We start from the raw sequence: 16,753 nt of genomic DNA, 5'->3' as shown, positions 1-16,753 counted from the left end.
CTATATCTTCCTCCACTCAGAAAGCGGATTCGAGGAACGGGAAGATACGTTGAAAAGGACAATCAAGGCGGCGCTTGTTACCGGCGGCGCTCGACGCATCGGTAGGGCAATAGTTGAGGATTTGGCGGCACACGGGTTCGCGGTGGCCGTTCATGCGAACGATTCGTTCGCGGAGGCCGAGACGCTTGCCGCAAAGGTCAGGGCGGCCGGCGCCGAGGCGGTCGCCCTTAGGGCGGACCTCACCGAGGTCGATGCCGCATCCGGGCTGATCGAAGAAGCGGCCGAGCTGCTCGGCCCGCTCGATCTTCTCGTCAACAATGCCTCGGTGTTCAACAAGGACAGTCTGGAGGAATTTGACGATGCGGTGTGGGAGCGGCATTTCGCACTGCATGTCAAAGCCCCTTCCCTGCTCGCCCGCGATTTCGCGCGCCAGCGACCGGACGACGTTTCCGGGCTCATCGTCAATGTGATCGATCAGCGCGTCTGGTCTCCAAATCCGCGCTTTTATTCCTATATGCTGTCCAAGTCGGCGCTTTGGACGGCAACCCAGACCATGGCCCAGGCGCTTGCCCCCGACATTCGCGTCAACGGCATCGGACCGGGACCGACGCTGCCGAACGAACGGCAGGACCCGCGCGATTTCGAGGCGCAGGTCGAGGCGTTGATCCTCAAACGCGGCCCGGCACTGGACGAGTTCGGACGCGCGATCCGCTTCCTTTTCGACACGCCGTCGGTTACCGGACAGATGATCGCGCTTGACGGCGGGCAGCACCTTGCCTGGGAGACGCCGGATATTCGGGAGATAGTGGAATGAACGGGCAGACGCCCACGGATGGCGGCATCCTTTATGACGGCACTGAGACCGACGAGGACGACGAGCTGCTCGAGGTGACCGAGAGCAAGCCGGCACCTGCGATCGTATGGACGGAGCGCCAGCCCGAAACCCAAGGGCTCCGGGGCGCCGAGCTGATCCAGGCTTTTGTCAAGCTTCTGCCGAACGGACCCGGCGTCTACCGGATGCTGAACGAAGCCGGCGACGTGCTCTATGTCGGCAAGGCTCGCAGCCTGAAGAAGCGGGTGAGCAACTACGCCCAGGGACGCGGCCATTCGAACCGCATCGCGCGCATGGTACGCGAAACCGCGAACATGGAATTCGTGACGACGCGGACCGAGATCGAGGCGCTCTTGCTCGAAGCCAACCTCATCAAGCGCCTGCGTCCGCGCTTCAACGTGCTTTTGCGCGACGACAAGTCCTTTCCCTATATCGTCGTTACCGGCGACACCCGGGCGCCCGCGCTCTACAAACATCGCGGCGCCCGCAGCCGCAAAGGCGACTATTTCGGCCCCTTCGCGTCCGCCGGCGCTGTCGGGCGCACCATCAACTCGCTGCAGCGGGCCTTTCTTCTCAGAACCTGCACCGACAGCGTCTTCGAGACGCGCACGCGTCCCTGCCTGCTCTACCAGATCAAGCGCTGTTCGGCCCCCTGCACAAGCGAGATCAGCGATGCCGACTATGCGGAGCTCGTCCGCGAGGCAAAGGACTTTCTGTCCGGCAAGAGCCAGGCGGTGAAGGAGACGATTGCCGCCGCGATGCACGAGGCCTCGGAGAACCTCGATTTCGAACGGGCGGCGCTCTACCGCGACCGCCTGGCGGCGCTGAGCCATGTCCAAAGCCACCAGGGCATCAACCCGGCCGGCGTCGAGGAAGCGGATGTCTTCGCCATCCACCACGAAGGCGGCATTTCCTGCATCCAGGTGTTCTTCTTCCGCACCGGGCAGAACTGGGGTAACCGCGCCTACTTCCCGAAAGCCGACCCTTCGCTCCCCGCAAGCGAGGTGCTCAGCGCGTTTCTGGCGCAGTTCTACGATGACAAGCCGTGCCCGCGGCAGATCCTCCTCTGCGAAACGGTCGAGGAGCAGGAACTGCTCGCCCAGGCGCTCAGCGAGAAATCCGGCTACAGGGTTTCGATCCTCGTGCCGCAGCGGGGCGAGAAGAAAGATCTCGTCGAGCACGCGCTCGCGAACGCCCGCGAGGCTCATGGCCGCAAGCTCGCCGAGACCGCCTCCCAGTCGCGCCTGCTCGAAGGCTTCGCTGAGACCTTTAAGCTCGCTCGCGTGCCGCGACGGATAGAGATCTACGACAACTCGCACATCATGGGCACCAATGCGGTCGGCGGCATGGTGGTGGCCGGCCCCGAAGGCTTCGTCAAAGGCCAGTACCGCAAGTTCAACATCAAATCGACCGACATCACGCCCGGCGACGACTTCGGCATGATGCGCGAAGTCATGACGCGGCGGTTTTCGCGCCTGCTGAAAGAGGAAGGCAAGCCGGACCGTTCGGCCGAAGCCAGCGAAGAGGCCACGTTTCCGACGTGGCCGGACGTCATCCTGATCGACGGCGGCCAGGGACAGATGACGGCCGTTCGCGCCATTCTCAAGGAACTCGATGTCGAGGACTGCGTGACGGCGATCGGCGTTGCCAAGGGCGTCGATCGCGACGCCGGGCGCGAGCGCTTCTTCGTCGAAGGCAAGGAAAGCTTCACGCTGCCGCCGCGCGATCCGGTGCTCTACTTCATCCAGCGGCTACGCGACGAAGCCCACCGTTTTGCGATCGGCTCACACAGGGCGCGGCGGAAGAAGGAGATGGTGAAGAACCCGCTCGACGAGATCGCCGGGATCGGCCCGACGCGCAAGCGGGCGCTCCTTACCCATTTCGGCACCGCGAAGGCGGTCTCGCGCGCCGGCATCAACGACCTGATGGCCGTTAACGGCATTTCGGAAACGGTGGCTCGCCTCGTCTACGAACATTTCCACGAGGACGCCTCCAAATGACCTGCAGGTCGCTGTAGGGTATTCAACTGCTGGCGCAATTCAGCCTGCGTTCAGACGAAATCCCGCAAATATGACAGTCGTTGCACAATGGCTGTTGACCTTGTGGTCGCAAAGTCATTCTGTACACCTGAAACCCGGTGGCATGGGAAAGACAAATCAAGCCTCTCCTGCTCCAACCGAATGAGAATAGATCGCGCCGATGACCCTAGATCGCGGGAAGTGAGGGATTGTCGTGTCCAGAGAAACCGAGTCCATGCCAACGCCCATTGCCTATAGCCTCCCCAATCTCCTGACCTATTTCCGTATCCTCATCGTACCGCTGATCGTCCTTTGCTTCTTCATCGAGGGCAGGCTTCACAGCTCGGATTTTGCGCGCTGGGTAGCACTCGTCCTGTTCATCACCGCCTCGATCACCGACTTCTTCGACGGCTATCTCGCCCGTGTATGGAAGCAGACGTCGAATATCGGCCGCATGCTCGATCCGATCGCCGATAAGCTGCTCGTCGCATCGATCCTCCTGCTCGTCGCCGCGGACGGGACGATCGCCGGCTGGTCGATCTGGGCGGCCATCATCATTCTCTGCCGCGAAATCCTCGTCTCCGGTCTGCGCGAGTATCTGGCGGCGCTCAAGGTCAGCGTACCCGTGACGCGGATCGCCAAATGGAAGACGACCATCCAGATGGTGGCGATCGCCTTCCTGCTTGCCGGTCCCGCTGGCGACAAGATCGTGCCCTATATCACCGAAGCGGGTATTCTGCTCCTGTGGATCGCGGCAGCAATCACGCTCTATACCGGCTATGACTACTTCCGCGCCGGCCTGAAACATGTGGTCAACGAATGAGCACGGTAAACCTCGTCTATTTTTCCTGGGTACGGGAGCGTATCGGCAAGGGTGAGGAGATGCTGGACCTGCCGGCGGATGTCGTCACCGTCGCCGATCTCATCGCGCATCTGAAGACCCGGGGCGAGGAATACGAAGCCGCGTTCGAACACCAGAACGTCATCCGCGCGGCGATCAATCAGGAACATGTCGATCACGCGGAGCCGATCGCCGGCGCCCGCGAGATCGCCCTCTTCCCGCCGATGACGGGCGGCTGAAGACCATGAACGCCCCCGTCATCGTGCGCGTCCAGCGCGAAGACTTCGACCTTGACGCCGAAGTCTCCGCGCTTCGCCGAGAGCGGAGCGACATCGGCGCGGTCGTCACGTTCTCCGGGCTTTGCCGTGACGAGGCGGGAGCGCTCAGCGCGCTTGAACTCGAACATTATCCTGGCATGGCCGAGGCGGAAATCGAGCGGATCTGCCACGAGGCGGTCGAACGCTTCGGTCTGCAGGCCGCAACCGCCATCCATCGTTTCGGCAAGATCACGCCCGGCGAGAACATCGTGCTGGTGATCGCCGCCTCGCCGCACCGGCAGGCGGCGTTCGATGGGGCGAACTTCATCATGGACTTCCTGAAGACGTCGGCTCCCTTCTGGAAAAAGGAACATCACGTCGATGGCAGCATCGGCGAATGGGTCAGCGCCAAAGACGCCGATGACGCGGCGCGCGATCGCTGGACGCGCAAGCCTTAACTCAAGACGATCTCGGGACGGATCGGGCCAATCCGCCCCTCGTCAGGGAATTGCCTTTTCCCGGCGCGTGACCACCAGCACGATCACCAGGAATCCGAAGATCGCGAAATCGCGCCAGAGGATCGGCCCGTAGGCGCTCCATAGCGTCTCGACAAGGCCGACACCGGCTGCTCCGAGCGCCGCCAACAGCGGTGCCGTCTGCCCGCCAATCGCGGCAATGAAGAGGACCTTGACGCCGAAGGTCAAACCGGTACCGAAATCCATGTTGCCGTAATAGGAAGCGGCGAGAATTCCGCAGAAGGCAGCAATTAGCGACGCCGCGCCATAGGCCACGATGTAGACCGTCGCGGGGTTGATGCCGCAGAGTGCGGCAGCCTCGCGATCCTCCGAGACGGCGCGCCAGTAGCGTCCGACGTAGGAGTGGTTCAGCAGCCAGTGGCCGCCGGCAACGAGGCCCGCCATCAGCGCGGTGTTGATGAGTTGGACGACGGTCAGCGCCACCGGAAATTCGGGATTCGGCCAGAACACGATGACGTCGTTCAGGAAGGGCGGCAGCCACAGGCTCCGCGTCTCCGAGGCGAGCCGGGCGGTCTCCATGAGCACCAGCAAGCTGCCGAGCGAGGCAACGACCACGGCATTGGCCGAGGAGAAGGCCAGGGGCCGCATGACATAGCGTCCGGCGACGACACCGGCGCCAAGCCCGAAGGTCAGCGCCGCGGCCGCTCCGAGGCCAAGCGCCGCCGGCATTACCAGCCAGAGCCGATTCCAGCCGAAATCCGCGAAGAGCACGAACATCTGCCCGGCAAAGGCGAAGAGTGCGCCGTAGGTCAGATCCGCTCGTCGTGTCACGGCAAAAGCGATCGCATAGCCGAAGGCGAGGGCCGCATAGAGCGCCGCCACCGGCACGGCATTGGCGATTTGCTGGAGAAAATAGGCCATGGCGCATCCGCATAGTGACAGAAGCACTATAACTGGTAAAATTGATTTTACCAGTTAGGAGTTCGGATGAGCTTCACATGGACCGCACATAGATTCGCCGGCGGCGCATTGGCGTTGGATGTCGCCAATTCCGTCGTCCTGCGCTTCGATCCCGAGCGCCGCATCGACCGCTTCGCGGAGCCCTTGGCGATGGATGCCTTTGCGGAGGCCGCCAATCGCTACGGCTTCGAAAGAGAGCGTTTCGGCCCCCTTCTCCCTGCCCGACCCGAAAACCGAAAGTCATTGATCGAATTGCGCGAGGCGACGGACCGTCATTTCCGCGCGGTGGTGCGCGCGGAAGATCGACCCGACCTGCTTGCGGATTTGCTCGAGGCGATCGCCACCGTGCTGCGCCAGCCCGTGAACGCGAATGGCACGTCGCTGGACGCGGCCACCGCGCATTCGGCGCTCAGCCTTATCGCCAGCCCGGAGCCCGAGCGCCTGAAGATCTGCCCCAATTGCGAATGGCTGTTCCTCGACCGCAGCCGCAACAAAAGCCGGACGTGGTGCGACATGGCCGTTTGCGGCAACCGGACGAAGGCGAGGCGCCACTATCGCCGCAACAAGAAAGGAACCCAGCCATGAAGAATGTCGTGCTGCCCGCTCTGGTCGCGGCCGTGATGCTCGCCGGTTGCCAGCGCGAAACCGGGCCGGATCCGCTGAAGCTCACCGGCAAGATGTTCGTCTTCAACTATCGGCTGGCCTATGCCACCTACACGATCACGCTCCAGAAGACGGAACCGGTGCCGGACGGCAGCATCGTTATGGCGACCTTCGAGAATCCGGCGGGCGGCGAACCGCTGACGCTCACGCGCAAGCTCTTCCCGAAGCTCGACAAGGTGGTGCTGGAGAGCCCTGACATCACCTGCGTCAGGAAGGAGAGGCCCTATGCCGTAACAATCGAGGTCAAGGGGCCGGACGGGGCAACGCTGCAGAAACTGGAAACGACGGTGATTTCCGACGTCGATCAGAGCGTCATGCCGGCAAAGCCGTTGGTCGTGGGGCCGGCCTACGACAAGAACCCGGAAGTCTTCAGGAACGGATTGGCGCCGACGCACTTCGACACGGCCGCCTGCCCGGCGTAAAAAACGGGGCGTCTCCGCCCCATTTCAAGAATCATTCCAGGTCTTTAGAGACCGAAACGAAGAAAGCCTAATCAGCCGACGATCTCGGTGCCGGCGAACCAGTAGGCGATTTCTTCGGCAGCCGTTTCCGGACCATCGGAACCGTGGACCGAGTTTTCGCCGATCGACAGCGCATGAACCTTCCGAATGGTGCCTTCGGCAGCATTGGCCGGGTTGGTGGCGCCCATCACTTCGCGGTTCTTGGCAATGGCGTTCTCGCCTTCAAGGACCTGAACGACAGTCGGGCCGGAGGACATGAACTCGACCAGTTCGCCGAAGAACGGGCGATCCTTGTGAACGGCGTAGAAGCCCTCGGCTTCGCGGCGGCTCATCCAGACGCGCTTCGACGCCACGACGCGCAGGCCGGCATCTTCGAGCATCTTGGTGATGGCGCCGGTCAGGTTGCGCTTCGTCGCATCCGGCTTGATCATCGAAAAGGTACGTTCAATCGCCATTGGCTCAATCCCTCGTTTTCTTGAGAAAAGTGGCGGTTCATTAGCCGCCAATTCCGCCCAAAACAAGGGGGCGCGGCGATGATTCGCCGCCGCCGGCGATTGTTTCACGCCGCTGTCACGGAGCGGCCGAGGCCGTCGTGCAGATCGAGACAACGCTCAAACCAGTCGGTCACGACGTCACCCTCGGCAAGCAGTCGGTGCGGTGAGACGATGCGCGCCCATTGCAATGCGCCGAAGACGATATAATCGGAAAACAACGGCCGATCGCCGCCGAGGAAGGGCTGGAACTTGAGCATATGGCGAAGCGGTTCCAGCTTCGCCGAGAAGGTTTCGAGGTCTGCTCGCCCCGCTTCAGCGACTGCCTCCAGCGATTTTCCGAAGCGTTCCTCGCGGCTTGTCCGGAAGTAGGCTTGGTCCACCGGATCGAGGCGGTCGTGAATGTCCATGATCGCAATGCGCACGATCGCCGGATGAAGCGTCATCTGCGACCACCCCTCGACGAAGCGGGCCATCGCCTTGCCGCCCTCGCCGGCAAACAATGTCGGCCGCTCGGGATAGGCCCCCTCAAGATAGACCGCGATATCGAAGCTGTCGCTCACGAGTTTACCGCCATCGCGTAGCAGCGGGACGATTCTCGTCGCCCCCTGCTCCAGCCTCGGAATCTCGGTGAAGCCAACCGGGGTGATGTCGAATGCGAGCCCCTTATGAGCGAGCGAAAGCTTGGTTTTCCACACATGCGGTGAAAACGGGCGGGCCTTGTCGGTTCCAGACAGTGCATAGAGCGTGCGGGTCATGCGGTCTCCTTCTGACGGTGTCGGTGGTCCATTCGATGGGAGACACGCTCTCAGATCAAATCATTAAATTTCATGAGTAGCATTCGACACCGGAATACAGATTCGCGGTAGCGTGAGGGATCATACGAGGAGATTGCCGATGCTCGATCATTTTCGAATGTTTGCCGACTACAATCGCTGGGCCAACCGACGGCTCTACGCGGCCGCCGCGGAGCTCTCCGATGCCGAGTTCCGCGAGAACAAGGGAGCCTTCTTCGGCTCGCTGCACGGGACGCTCAGCCACCTTCTCGCCGCCGACCGGATCTGGATGAAGCGGTTCACGCGCGGGGGCGATGCACCCTCGAGGCTCGATGCCATCCTCCACGAAGACCTCGCCGCACTGACCGCGGCACGGGCGGCGGAGGACGAGCGCATCATCGCCTGGGTCGGCAGCCTCGACGAGGCGCGGCTTAGCGCGCACGTCACCTACTCACCATTGACCATGCCGGGCGATATCACACAAAAGCTCGGACCGACGCTCGCGCATTTCTTCAACCACCAGACCCATCACCGCGGCCAGGCGCATGCGACATTTACGGCGCTCGGGCGCCCGTCACTGACGCTGGACTTGGTTTTCTTCCTGCGGACCGAGGGCGAGAAGTGGGCGATCTGAGGCAAGCCAGTGTTTAAGCCTGCTTCGCCATTCGATCGCGCTGCCCTCCTCGGCGAGCCATTTGAGTAGCTGGCGCTGCGCCAACCAGGCCGCGATCCCGAGCATCGTGCCTCCGACGATGGAGCAAAGGGCGAAGGCGAGCGGAGGGAGGAACGGCTGCAGCGATGGGAGCAGGAGCTCCGGCACGAAGCGGTGCAGGATATAGATATGAAAACCCGCGGCGGAGAGCGGCAGGATCAACTGCGCACTCCATCGCGGCACCGAAATACGCGGCAGGAAAAGCAGCGCGGCGAGAACGGCGATCTGCAGCAAATATTTGATTTTCGTGCCGATCCACACGCCTTCATAGAGCCCGAGGAAAAGAAATACGCCCGTGCCCGCCAGCATCACGGCTGAGCGCTCGCGCCATGTTTCGGCCAATGCCGCGCACCAGCCGAGGGCCGCCATGTAGAAGATCCACGGCAGTGTGAATATCTGGCGGTTGCCGATGTCCACCAGGAGAGGAAAGGCCATTCGCGTGGCGAACGCCGCAGCGAAGAGCCCCATGCCAGTGGCAAAAGGCCTCGCCACCGCCCCGCGCCTGACGAAGGGTACTGCGAAGAGCACCGTGAACACGAGCAACATCTGGCAATAGGCTTCGATAAACCAGTAGAGATAGGGCACCATGCTGTGGCGCTCGGGATCGGCGAAGCCGAAATTGCCGACGAGGAAGACGGAGGCCCAGGGCACCTCGCCCCAGGCAAGCGTGTAGCCCGCCACGATCAGGTAATAGAGAACGAGGATTTGCGCCAGCGGCCGCAGGAGCTTCAGTACCGCGCCCGAGAGCAGGACATGGCTTTGGAACCGGGCGAGCCCGTAGCCGGCGAGAATGACCATCGCCGCTGATCCGCCCGGGATGGGCCACAAGGTCTCGTGGTGCAGAACGACGAGCAGGATGGCCAGCGCCCGGATCAGGAGATCGGTGCCGATCTGACGGCACCTGCTCTCGCGCCGCCCGGACGCCGCCAATGATGCGACCGGCATCCTCTCCCAAGCCTCCGGCGCCTCTCCCAGTATCCTTTCAAGACCGATCGAAAGCTGAACGAAGCGTAGTGAATCGCCGCCGAGCGACAGGAAACTGTCCTCCGGCCGAACTTTTTTCGGGTAGAAAAGCTGATTGAAAAGAGCCCCGACGGTGTCCTTTTCGGCAGCTACCGAAAGTCTGCCATTCGCGCGATTGCGAAGCGTCTGATAGTCGATCTTGCCCGATTCCAGGCGCGGCAGGGCGTCGACGCGAGACGCCCTGACCTGCAGCAATGTCAGTCCACTTGCCTCGACCAAAAGCCGACGGACCTCTTCGGCTTCGCTTTGACCGGAATAGTAGGCATGAATCTCGGCGTCATTGCCGACGACGGCGGCGGCGATGCCCTGCCGTTCGAGCGCCGCTTCCAGGCTATCGTGCCCGATGCGAAGCCCCGCGATCTTCGATATGCGCTTTCTCCGCCCGACGATGCGGAAGAAACCATCCGCGTCCCTCATGGCAAGATCGCCGGTTCTGAGTTCCGAAAGCTCGGCGCCGCGCGCGAGGTCGGCGCGCGAGGAGGCGTAGCCCATCATCACATTAGGGCCGCGATAGACAAGCTCGCCGGCCTGATCCGGCCCGGTGACCGGCCGCCCGTCCTCATCCTCGATCGTCAGGCTGCCGCCCGGTATGGCGAGGCCGATCCGATCTTCCCTGCCTCGGAGTCGCTCGGGCGGCATATAGGCCATTCGGGCCGTGGCCTCGGTCTGGCCGTACATCACGAAAAAACGAGCGCCGCGTGCCGAGAGGTGCTCATCGTAGAGGCGGACCGCGCCGGGCGACAAGCGCCCGCCGGCAACCGTCATCAAGCGCAGATGGGGGAAATACCGCTCGCGGAAGCCGACCTTTTCGAGAAGGTCGTAAGAATAGGGAACGCCCGAGATATTGGTGCTGCCGCTTGCGGCAAGCCCGTCGAGGAAGCCCTCATCGAGAATGGAGCCGCCGGGAATATAGAGGCTCGCACCGACCGAGAGGTGGGCGTTCAGCACGGAAAGGCCATAGGAATAGTGGAGCGGCAGGATAAGGCAACTCCGATCCGCCGCCGTCAGGCCGAGATACTCGGCAATCGCCGATGCATTGGATTGAATGTTCATGCGGGAAAGTCGCACGCTTTTCCCGTGCCCGGTGCTGCCGGACGTCGAGAGCAGCACTGCGAGATCCGGGTGGGGAGCGACCGTGTCCCCCTCCGATCGCTCCATCCGCCAGCGACCATCGAAGCGGCGGTAGCAAAGTTCCGGCCTGAAGACGTCGCGGTCCCTGTCAAGGGAAGCCCGTCCCTGCATGGCGACGGCGTGCCCGGCTTCACGCGCCGCAAGATAAGCAACGATGGAATGCTCCGAAAGCTCCGCCTCCAGCATTACCAGGCTGCGCGCGCCGCGCCATTGCGAAGCCTGGCGAGCGACGCGCCCGGCAAGCTCCCGGTAGCTCACCGTTCGCCCGCCCGGATAGAGGAGCGCCGGTCGATCGCCCCGCGCGGCGAGACTTGCAACACACAACGGGGACATCGAATAATCGCCAGCGCCCAAAGCCACCTCCATTTTAGCGAGGCGGCATATTATTGCTGACTATTGTCGTCAAGTATCAATGCGAAGCTAAAGCAGCGATCTCTCCATTATGCCGATGCGGCAATTGGCAGCATTTGGTCGGATGGAACTGAAAAGCCCGGCCCCGACAATCGGGACCGGGCCGTTCCGACATTGAGGGTCGAGCGGGCCGAGCGGGACGTGTGGGAGGAGCACGCCCGCTCGCCTCGCCTTTAGCGGTCTTCCTCAGTGCTTCCGCCGAGGAGCTTCACCGCCGTGCTTCCACCGGCGATTGCGCCGGTCGCCGTCGCATCGACGGACTTGTTGTCGACACCGGCGTAGTAATCGCCGCGATCGGCCGTGCCGGCCGAAACCCCGGTTCCGGCGGAAGCGGCGGCTCGCCCGGTGAAGAGCGGCGTGGAGCTGACACCCTCATAATAGCTGCCGCCGGCATTGGCGGTCGAGGCGCCGCCCACAAAGGCAGTCACAACGAGAAGGACTGCGATGGACTTTTTCATGCAATTGTTCCCTGCTGAAATATGCTCACGGGACTTGCGCGCCCCGTGAATGTTTCCTTTGGGCGCGGCCGTTAGCGGGTCAGGCCCGGGTAATACTCGCCCTCACCGCCGGAGATCAGCTTGGGCTGCGAGGAATAGCCTACCGAACCGGTGGGTGTGCGGTCGATGGAGCCATTTTCGCGACGAACGGCGGTCTCGTTGGCTGCCTTCGGAGCGCGCTCGGTGTAGAGCGGCTTGTCGCTGACGCCCTCGTAGTAGCTGCCGCCAGCGAAGGCAGCGGATGCGCCGCCGAGAACGGCAGTGGCCACAAGAGTAGCGGCGAGAGCGGTGTGGATTGCGTTCCTCATGATCATCACTCCTGATCGGTCGTTCGTTTGAACGAGGGTTTCGTCGAGACCACCTGTGACCGGAACTTTTCAATCGAGACGCGGTGGCCTGGCCGATGGGCGCCCGATCCGATCAAGGGGTCAGAAGAGCCATTCCGCGCTCTCCGACGAAACATGTGGTGCCTCATCATGAGGTTTAGAAGTATTGATTATCGGAACACGTTTTCCATGAATCCATAACAATCACCCCTTGAAATCGCCCGCCGCGTGCTTACCGCCGCGGGAGACGGGAGGGCCTAGCGAACCTCTTGCCTTCCCCGGAAAGTCCGGGCAAAAGGCCGGACATGATCCAGATCACCGGTCTCTCCGCCCGCGTCGCGGGCCGTCTGCTCATCGAAAACGCTTCCGTGACGCTTCCGGCGGGTACGAAGGCGGGCCTCGTCGGGCGCAATGGCGCCGGCAAATCGACGCTCTTCCGGGTCATTACCGGTGATCTGGCTGCGGAGTCAGGGAGCGTTTCCCTGCCCAAGAACGCGCGGATCGGCCAGGTGGCGCAGGAGGCCCCGGGCACGGACGAACCGCTGATAGATATCGTGCTCAAGGCCGACAAGGAACGCTCAGCGCTCATCGCCGAGGCGGAAACCGCAACCGACCCGCACCGGATAGCGGAAATCCAGACGCGGCTCGCCGATATCGGCGCCCACTCGGCAGAAGCCCGCGCGGCAAGCATTCTCGCCGGCCTCGGCTTCGACCACGAGGCGCAGAAGCGCCCCGCCTCGTCCTTTTCCGGCGGCTGGCGCATGCGCGTGGCGCTCGCGGCCGTCCTGTTTTCCGAGCCCGACCTGTTGCTCCTCGACGAGCCGACCAACTACCTCGACCTCGAGGGCACCCTCTGGCTCGAGGAGTATATCCGCCGTTATCCGCACACGGTCATCATCATCAGCCACGACCGCGATCTTCTGAACACCGCGGTGAACGCGATCGTTCACCTCGACCAGAAGAAGCTCAATTTCTACCGCGGCTCCTACGATCAGTTCGAGCGGCAGAAAGCTGAAGCTGACGAATTGCAGATGAAGGCACGCGCCAAGAATGAAGCGGCGCGCAAGCACCTGCAGAGCTTCATCGACCGGTTCAAGGCAAAGGCGTCCAAGGCTCGCCAGGCGCAAAGTCGCATCAAGGCGTTAGAACGCATGGGCACCGTCGCGGCGGTGATCGAGGAGCACGTCCAAGGCTTCACCTTTCCGGACCCGGAAAAGCAGATCGCCTCGCCCATCGTGGCGATCCAGGGCGGCGCGGTCGGCTACGACCCGGGAAAGCCGATCCTGAAGAGGCTCAATCTCCGCATCGACGCGGACGACCGCATCGCGCTGCTCGGCTCCAACGGCAACGGCAAGTCGACCTTCGCGAAGTTCATCTCAGGCCGCCTTACGGCCGAAGCAGGCGAAGTGCGAATCGCCCCGGCCCTGAAGATCGGTTTCTTCGCCCAGCACCAACTGGACGATCTCATTCCGACACAGAGCGCCGTCGAGCACGTGCGCCGCCGGATGCCGGACGCTCCGGAGGCGAGGGTGCGCTCGCGCGTCGCGCAGATGGGGCTTGCCACGGAGAAGATGGACACCGCCGCCAAAGACCTCTCCGGCGGCGAAAAAGCACGACTCCTGATGGGGCTTGCAGCCTTCGATGCCCCTAACCTGCTGATTCTCGACGAACCGACCAACCATCTCGACATCGACAGCCGCAACGCGCTGATCGCAGCCCTCAACGACTATTCCGGCGCGGTCATCCTCATTTCGCACGATCGGCACCTGATCGAAGCGACCGCCGACCGGCTTTGGCTGGTAAACGACGGAACGGTCACGAGCTATGACGGCGACCTAGACGATTATCGCAGCCTTATCGTCGGCGGCCCGAAACCGAAGGACGAAAGGCCGAGAATCAACGGAGCGGACGAGGCTCTGTCGAAGGCCGACCAGCGTCGGGCCAATGCCGACAGGCGCGCGTCGCTCGCGCCGCTCAGGAAAAAGATCAACGAGATCGAGTCCTTGACGGGAAAACTGGAGAAACTGATTCGAGCGCTCGATGCGGAGCTTGCCGACCCCGCCCTCTATGAAAAGGCGCCGGCAAAGGCGGCACAGCGCGCAAAGGAGCGGGCCGATGCAGCGGCGAAGCTCGCCGAGGCGGAAGAGCGTTGGCTCGAGCTGTCGGCCGAATACGAGGAAGCGATGACGGGTTAAGACTTTAGAGCAATTCCAGGAAAAGTGTGTAACGGTTTTCCGTCCGGAACTGCGGAGTTTCAAAGAGTTAGACCACGATGATCTTAGGTCGGATCGACCTAAGATCATGACCATGATCGTTTCTGATAAGTTTGCGCGGGATGCGGTCAGAAATCCGTCTACACCTTTCCTTCTCCCGCGCTGGTCAGCCGAGCTCGAATGTCGTGATGCCGTAAATCCTTGCGAGCGGCAGGTCCGGCACCGGGCCGCGGTACATACGCGCCGTCTCGAACACCGGCTTCATGTTGTACCGCGCGCAAAGCGCCCGCGCCGAGGCGTTCGGCTCCGGGATGTCGAGATGGATCAGCGCCCGCTTGGTGCCGGCGGCAACCTTGCGGAAAATCAGATCGGCCCCGGTTTCGTTATCGGCAAAGAGCGGACCGATCTTGAAGCCCTCGCGGCAGGCCCGGATCGTGCCGTAGCCGACGATCGTGCCGTCGCGCAGCAGCACGACGCTGCGCCGCGTCTGCAACTGTTTTGTCCATTCGTGCAGAAAAGCATCGCGGCGCGCCGGATTGAAGCGGCGGTCGTAGTCGATGAGAGCCGCAGCATGGACGGGTGCGACATCGATAAGGTTCGTCCCGGGCGGCTCGGCGACATCGACGACTCCCGCATAGCGGATGTTCGCGTGCGACCAGGCGAAGCCGGACCTGCGGTAGTTCTCCTGCTGTGCCACCACCCCGTCGAGGCCGATGGTTCGCCCCTCGGCACGAGCAATCGCGTGCTTCCAGAGCGCCAGGCCGATGCCCCTGCCGCGATAGGCCGGTTCAGCGATATAGAGCCCGAGGAATGCGTATTGGCTGCCATAGCGTACGACGGAGATGGCGGCCGCCAGGACATCATGCTCGGTCGCGACCCAATAGCCTTCCGGATCCGCGGCCCAGAATGCATTGGCGTCCTCGAGACCCGGGTTCCACCCTTCCTTCGCGGCCCAGTCGATGATCGTGTCGAGCTCGGCCCGAGTCGCGTGACGAATATCTGGCATGGCAATCCTCGACTATGCTCCTCGGGCGGTCCGGACCGGTGAAGACGGAAACATAGATTCGCATCCCGTCTTGTCCACCCAAGGCGGCAGCTTAATTTCGCAACTGGAACCCGGTTGCCCGCCGTTCCCAATCTGCTACAAGAGTCGAGAATAAATCATACTAATCAGAGCGAAGCACCATGGCCCCCATTCGAATTGCCATTGTCGGCGTCGGCAAGATCGTGCGCGATCAGCACCTGCCCGCGCTTGCTAAGAATGCCGACTACCAACTGATCGCGGCGGCGAGCCGCCACGGAACCATCGAGGGCATCGATAACTTCAAGTCTATCGACGCCATGCTCGACGCGGTTCCAGCTATCGACGCGGTTTCGCTCTGTATGCCGCCGCAGTACCGTTACGAGGCCGCCCGCGCCGCACTCGACGCAGGCAAGCACGTCTTTCTCGAAAAACCGCCGGGGGCGACCTTGAGCGAGGTCGCCGACCTCGAGACCCTGGCGGCGGCAAAGGGCCTTTCGCTGTTTGCGAGCTGGCATTCCCGCTATGCACCGGCGGTCGAAGCCGCCAAGAGCTTTCTCGCGTCGACGACGATCCGCAGCGCCAAGATCATCTGGAAGGAGGATGTCCGCCATTGGCATCCGAATCAGGAATGGATCTGGGCGGCCGGCGGGCTCGGCGTCTTTGATCCGGGCATTAATGCCCTTTCGATCGTCACGCATATCCTGCCCCGCCCGATCTTCATCACCTCCGCGACGCTGGAATTCCCCGAGAACCGCGACGCCCCGATTGCCGCCACCATCGCCTTCAGCGATGCCCATAAGCTTAGCGTTTCCGCCGAGTTCGACTGGCGCCAGACCGGCAAGCAGAGCTGGGACATCATCGCGGAGACCGATGCCGTGGAGATGGTTCTCTCCGAAGGCGGCGCGAAACTTGCCGTGGACGGCAAGATCGTGCACGAGGAGCCGGAGCAGGAGTATCCGATGCTCTATCGCCGTTTCGCCGAGATCATCAGGGCCGGCAGATCGGATGTCGACCTCGCGCCGCTCCGGCATGTTGCGGACGCCTTCATGCTCGGCCGCCGCAAGTTCGTGGAAGCATTCCACGACTGAGCGTTTCGCTGCCTTTCAGGAGAAGGCCGGCGGCTAAAGCCGTGGGCCTTCTCCCTTTCGAAGAGCTGTCAGGCCTTCTTCTCCCAGCGACCGTCCCGGTTCTGTTGCCAATAGGTGAGCGTGTGCCCCTCACCCTTGAGCCGCTTCCAGTGGCCGCGTGCCGCTTCGAGTTGCTGCTGATCATAGCCATCGAACATGAAGACGACCCGTTCGTAGCCGGAGACCTCGGGCGGTTCGGCACCATCGACCAAAAAACGCACGGTCGCAGCATTCTGGTTGCCGTCATCGGCCACGATGAGAATCGGCTGCTCGGCCGCGAAGTCGCCCGCGTCCGTGCCGTGCGGCAGGAAGCTGTCGTCGCGATAGACCCAGAGATGCGTGTCCAGCGCGTCGCGCCTTTCGGCATCGACCGTTTGCACGACCACGCGCCAGCCGCGCTCGATGCTCTTGTCGAGCAACGGCGGTAGAGCCTCTTCGAGTTTCGATTCCGTCAGATGGTAGAAAAGAATCTCGGTCATGCCGATCTTTCCCGGACACCTAACCCCGCTAAGGG

The 16,753-nt window shown here is 62.6% G+C and carries 18 protein-coding genes; 10 read left to right on the top strand and 8 right to left on the bottom strand.

The genetic code is table 11. From position 1 onward, the window contains the following. Positions 1–49 precede the first annotated feature (49 nt). The 5 genes from AYK65_RS05905 to AYK65_RS05885 all read left to right on the top strand — a co-directional run bounded on the left by AYK65_RS05905 (position 50) and on the right by AYK65_RS05885 (position 4,406). A complete protein-coding gene (locus tag AYK65_RS05905) occupies positions 50–814 on the top strand; it encodes an SDR family oxidoreductase (RefSeq protein ID WP_026612608.1) in 765 nt (254 codons plus the stop codon). Next, positions 811–2,832, top strand: a complete 2,022-nt coding sequence (gene uvrC, locus AYK65_RS05900) for an excinuclease ABC subunit UvrC (RefSeq protein WP_081158037.1) — start codon at positions 811–813, stop codon at positions 2,830–2,832. The genes AYK65_RS05905 and uvrC overlap by 4 nt, the downstream gene beginning before the upstream one ends. A gap of 253 nt (positions 2,833–3,085) precedes the next feature. Continuing rightward, positions 3,086–3,673 carry a CDP-diacylglycerol--glycerol-3-phosphate 3-phosphatidyltransferase gene (gene pgsA / locus AYK65_RS05895; RefSeq protein ID WP_026612610.1) on the top strand — a complete coding sequence of 196 codons (588 nt, stop codon included), beginning with the start codon at positions 3,086–3,088 and terminating at the stop codon, positions 3,671–3,673. After that, positions 3,670–3,930, top strand: coding sequence for a molybdopterin converting factor subunit 1 (gene moaD, locus AYK65_RS05890; protein WP_026612611.1), 261 nt, complete (start codon positions 3,670–3,672; stop codon positions 3,928–3,930). Before pgsA ends, moaD begins: the two co-directional genes overlap by 4 nt. Positions 3,931–3,935: 5 nt before the next feature. Next, positions 3,936–4,406, top strand: a complete 471-nt coding sequence (locus AYK65_RS05885) for a molybdenum cofactor biosynthesis protein MoaE (protein WP_046118347.1) — start codon at positions 3,936–3,938, stop codon at positions 4,404–4,406. A 42-nt stretch (positions 4,407–4,448) separates the two neighbouring features. On the opposite strand, the gene AYK65_RS05880 is transcribed toward AYK65_RS05885, so the two are convergent. Next, positions 4,449–5,345: a branched-chain amino acid ABC transporter permease gene (locus AYK65_RS05880; RefSeq protein WP_081158036.1), complete on the bottom strand. Its 897-nt coding sequence runs from the start codon at positions 5,343–5,345 to the stop codon at positions 4,449–4,451. 66 nt (positions 5,346–5,411) lie between these two features. On the opposite strand from AYK65_RS05880, the gene AYK65_RS05875 reads away from it, so the two are divergent. Both AYK65_RS05875 and AYK65_RS05870 read left to right on the top strand, forming a co-directional pair. After that, complete coding sequence (locus AYK65_RS05875; protein ID WP_081158035.1) at positions 5,412–5,969, top strand: CGNR zinc finger domain-containing protein; 558 nt, start codon at positions 5,412–5,414, stop codon at positions 5,967–5,969. After that, positions 5,966–6,469, top strand: coding sequence for a hypothetical protein (locus tag AYK65_RS05870; protein ID WP_026612615.1), 504 nt, complete (start codon positions 5,966–5,968; stop codon positions 6,467–6,469). Before AYK65_RS05875 ends, AYK65_RS05870 begins: the two co-directional genes overlap by 4 nt. A gap of 71 nt (positions 6,470–6,540) precedes the next feature. Here AYK65_RS05870 and ndk read toward each other — a convergent pair whose 3' ends face one another. Next, positions 6,541–6,963 (bottom strand): nucleoside-diphosphate kinase, encoded by a 423-nt coding sequence (gene ndk, locus AYK65_RS05865; RefSeq protein ID WP_026612616.1) that lies wholly within the window; start codon positions 6,961–6,963, stop codon positions 6,541–6,543. Between the two features lie 104 nt (positions 6,964–7,067). Next, complete coding sequence (locus AYK65_RS05860; RefSeq protein ID WP_026612617.1) at positions 7,068–7,757, bottom strand: glutathione S-transferase family protein; 690 nt, start codon at positions 7,755–7,757, stop codon at positions 7,068–7,070. Positions 7,758–7,896: 139 nt separating this feature from the next. On the opposite strand from AYK65_RS05860, the gene AYK65_RS05855 reads away from it, so the two are divergent. Then, positions 7,897–8,409 carry a DinB family protein gene (locus AYK65_RS05855; RefSeq protein WP_046118351.1) on the top strand — a complete coding sequence of 171 codons (513 nt, stop codon included), beginning with the start codon at positions 7,897–7,899 and terminating at the stop codon, positions 8,407–8,409. Here the strand turns inward: AYK65_RS05855 and AYK65_RS05850 are convergent. The 3 genes from AYK65_RS05850 to AYK65_RS05840 form a co-directional block, all read right to left on the bottom strand. Then, entirely contained in the window at positions 8,350–11,007 is a 2,658-nt protein-coding gene (locus AYK65_RS05850) for an AMP-binding protein (protein WP_026612619.1), read from the bottom strand. The two genes, AYK65_RS05855 and AYK65_RS05850, sit on opposite strands and share 60 nt — an antisense overlap. A gap of 218 nt (positions 11,008–11,225) precedes the next feature. Continuing rightward, positions 11,226–11,510 (bottom strand): hypothetical protein, encoded by a 285-nt coding sequence (locus tag AYK65_RS05845; RefSeq protein ID WP_081158034.1) that lies wholly within the window; start codon positions 11,508–11,510, stop codon positions 11,226–11,228. Positions 11,511–11,581: 71 nt separating this feature from the next. Next, complete coding sequence (locus AYK65_RS05840; RefSeq protein ID WP_026612621.1) at positions 11,582–11,863, bottom strand: hypothetical protein; 282 nt, start codon at positions 11,861–11,863, stop codon at positions 11,582–11,584. A gap of 317 nt (positions 11,864–12,180) precedes the next feature. Between AYK65_RS05840 and AYK65_RS05835 the strand changes: the two genes are divergently transcribed. Beyond that, on the top strand, positions 12,181–14,070 hold the full coding sequence (locus AYK65_RS05835; protein WP_046118353.1) for an ABC-F family ATP-binding cassette domain-containing protein: 1,890 nt from the start codon (positions 12,181–12,183) through the stop codon (positions 14,068–14,070). A gap of 184 nt (positions 14,071–14,254) precedes the next feature. On the opposite strand, the gene AYK65_RS05830 is transcribed toward AYK65_RS05835, so the two are convergent. Then, on the bottom strand, positions 14,255–15,094 hold the full coding sequence (locus AYK65_RS05830) for a GNAT family N-acetyltransferase (protein WP_081158033.1): 840 nt from the start codon (positions 15,092–15,094) through the stop codon (positions 14,255–14,257). A 179-nt stretch (positions 15,095–15,273) separates the two neighbouring features. Here AYK65_RS05830 and AYK65_RS05825 point away from each other — a divergent pair, with 179 nt between their 5' ends. Further along, positions 15,274–16,200 carry a Gfo/Idh/MocA family protein gene (locus tag AYK65_RS05825; protein WP_081158032.1) on the top strand — a complete coding sequence of 309 codons (927 nt, stop codon included), beginning with the start codon at positions 15,274–15,276 and terminating at the stop codon, positions 16,198–16,200. Between the two features lie 68 nt (positions 16,201–16,268). Here AYK65_RS05825 and AYK65_RS05820 read toward each other — a convergent pair whose 3' ends face one another. Continuing rightward, positions 16,269–16,718, bottom strand: a complete 450-nt coding sequence (locus AYK65_RS05820) for a DNA polymerase III subunit chi (protein WP_081158031.1) — start codon at positions 16,716–16,718, stop codon at positions 16,269–16,271. Between the last annotated feature and the right edge of the window lie 35 nt (positions 16,719–16,753).

It is taken from the genome of Ensifer aridi (genome assembly GCF_002078505.1).
GTDB classification, from domain to species: domain Bacteria; phylum Pseudomonadota; class Alphaproteobacteria; order Rhizobiales; family Rhizobiaceae; genus Sinorhizobium; species Sinorhizobium aridi.
Note: the sequence above shows the minus strand (reverse complement) of the source record. Positions and strands in the feature narration are given on the sequence as shown.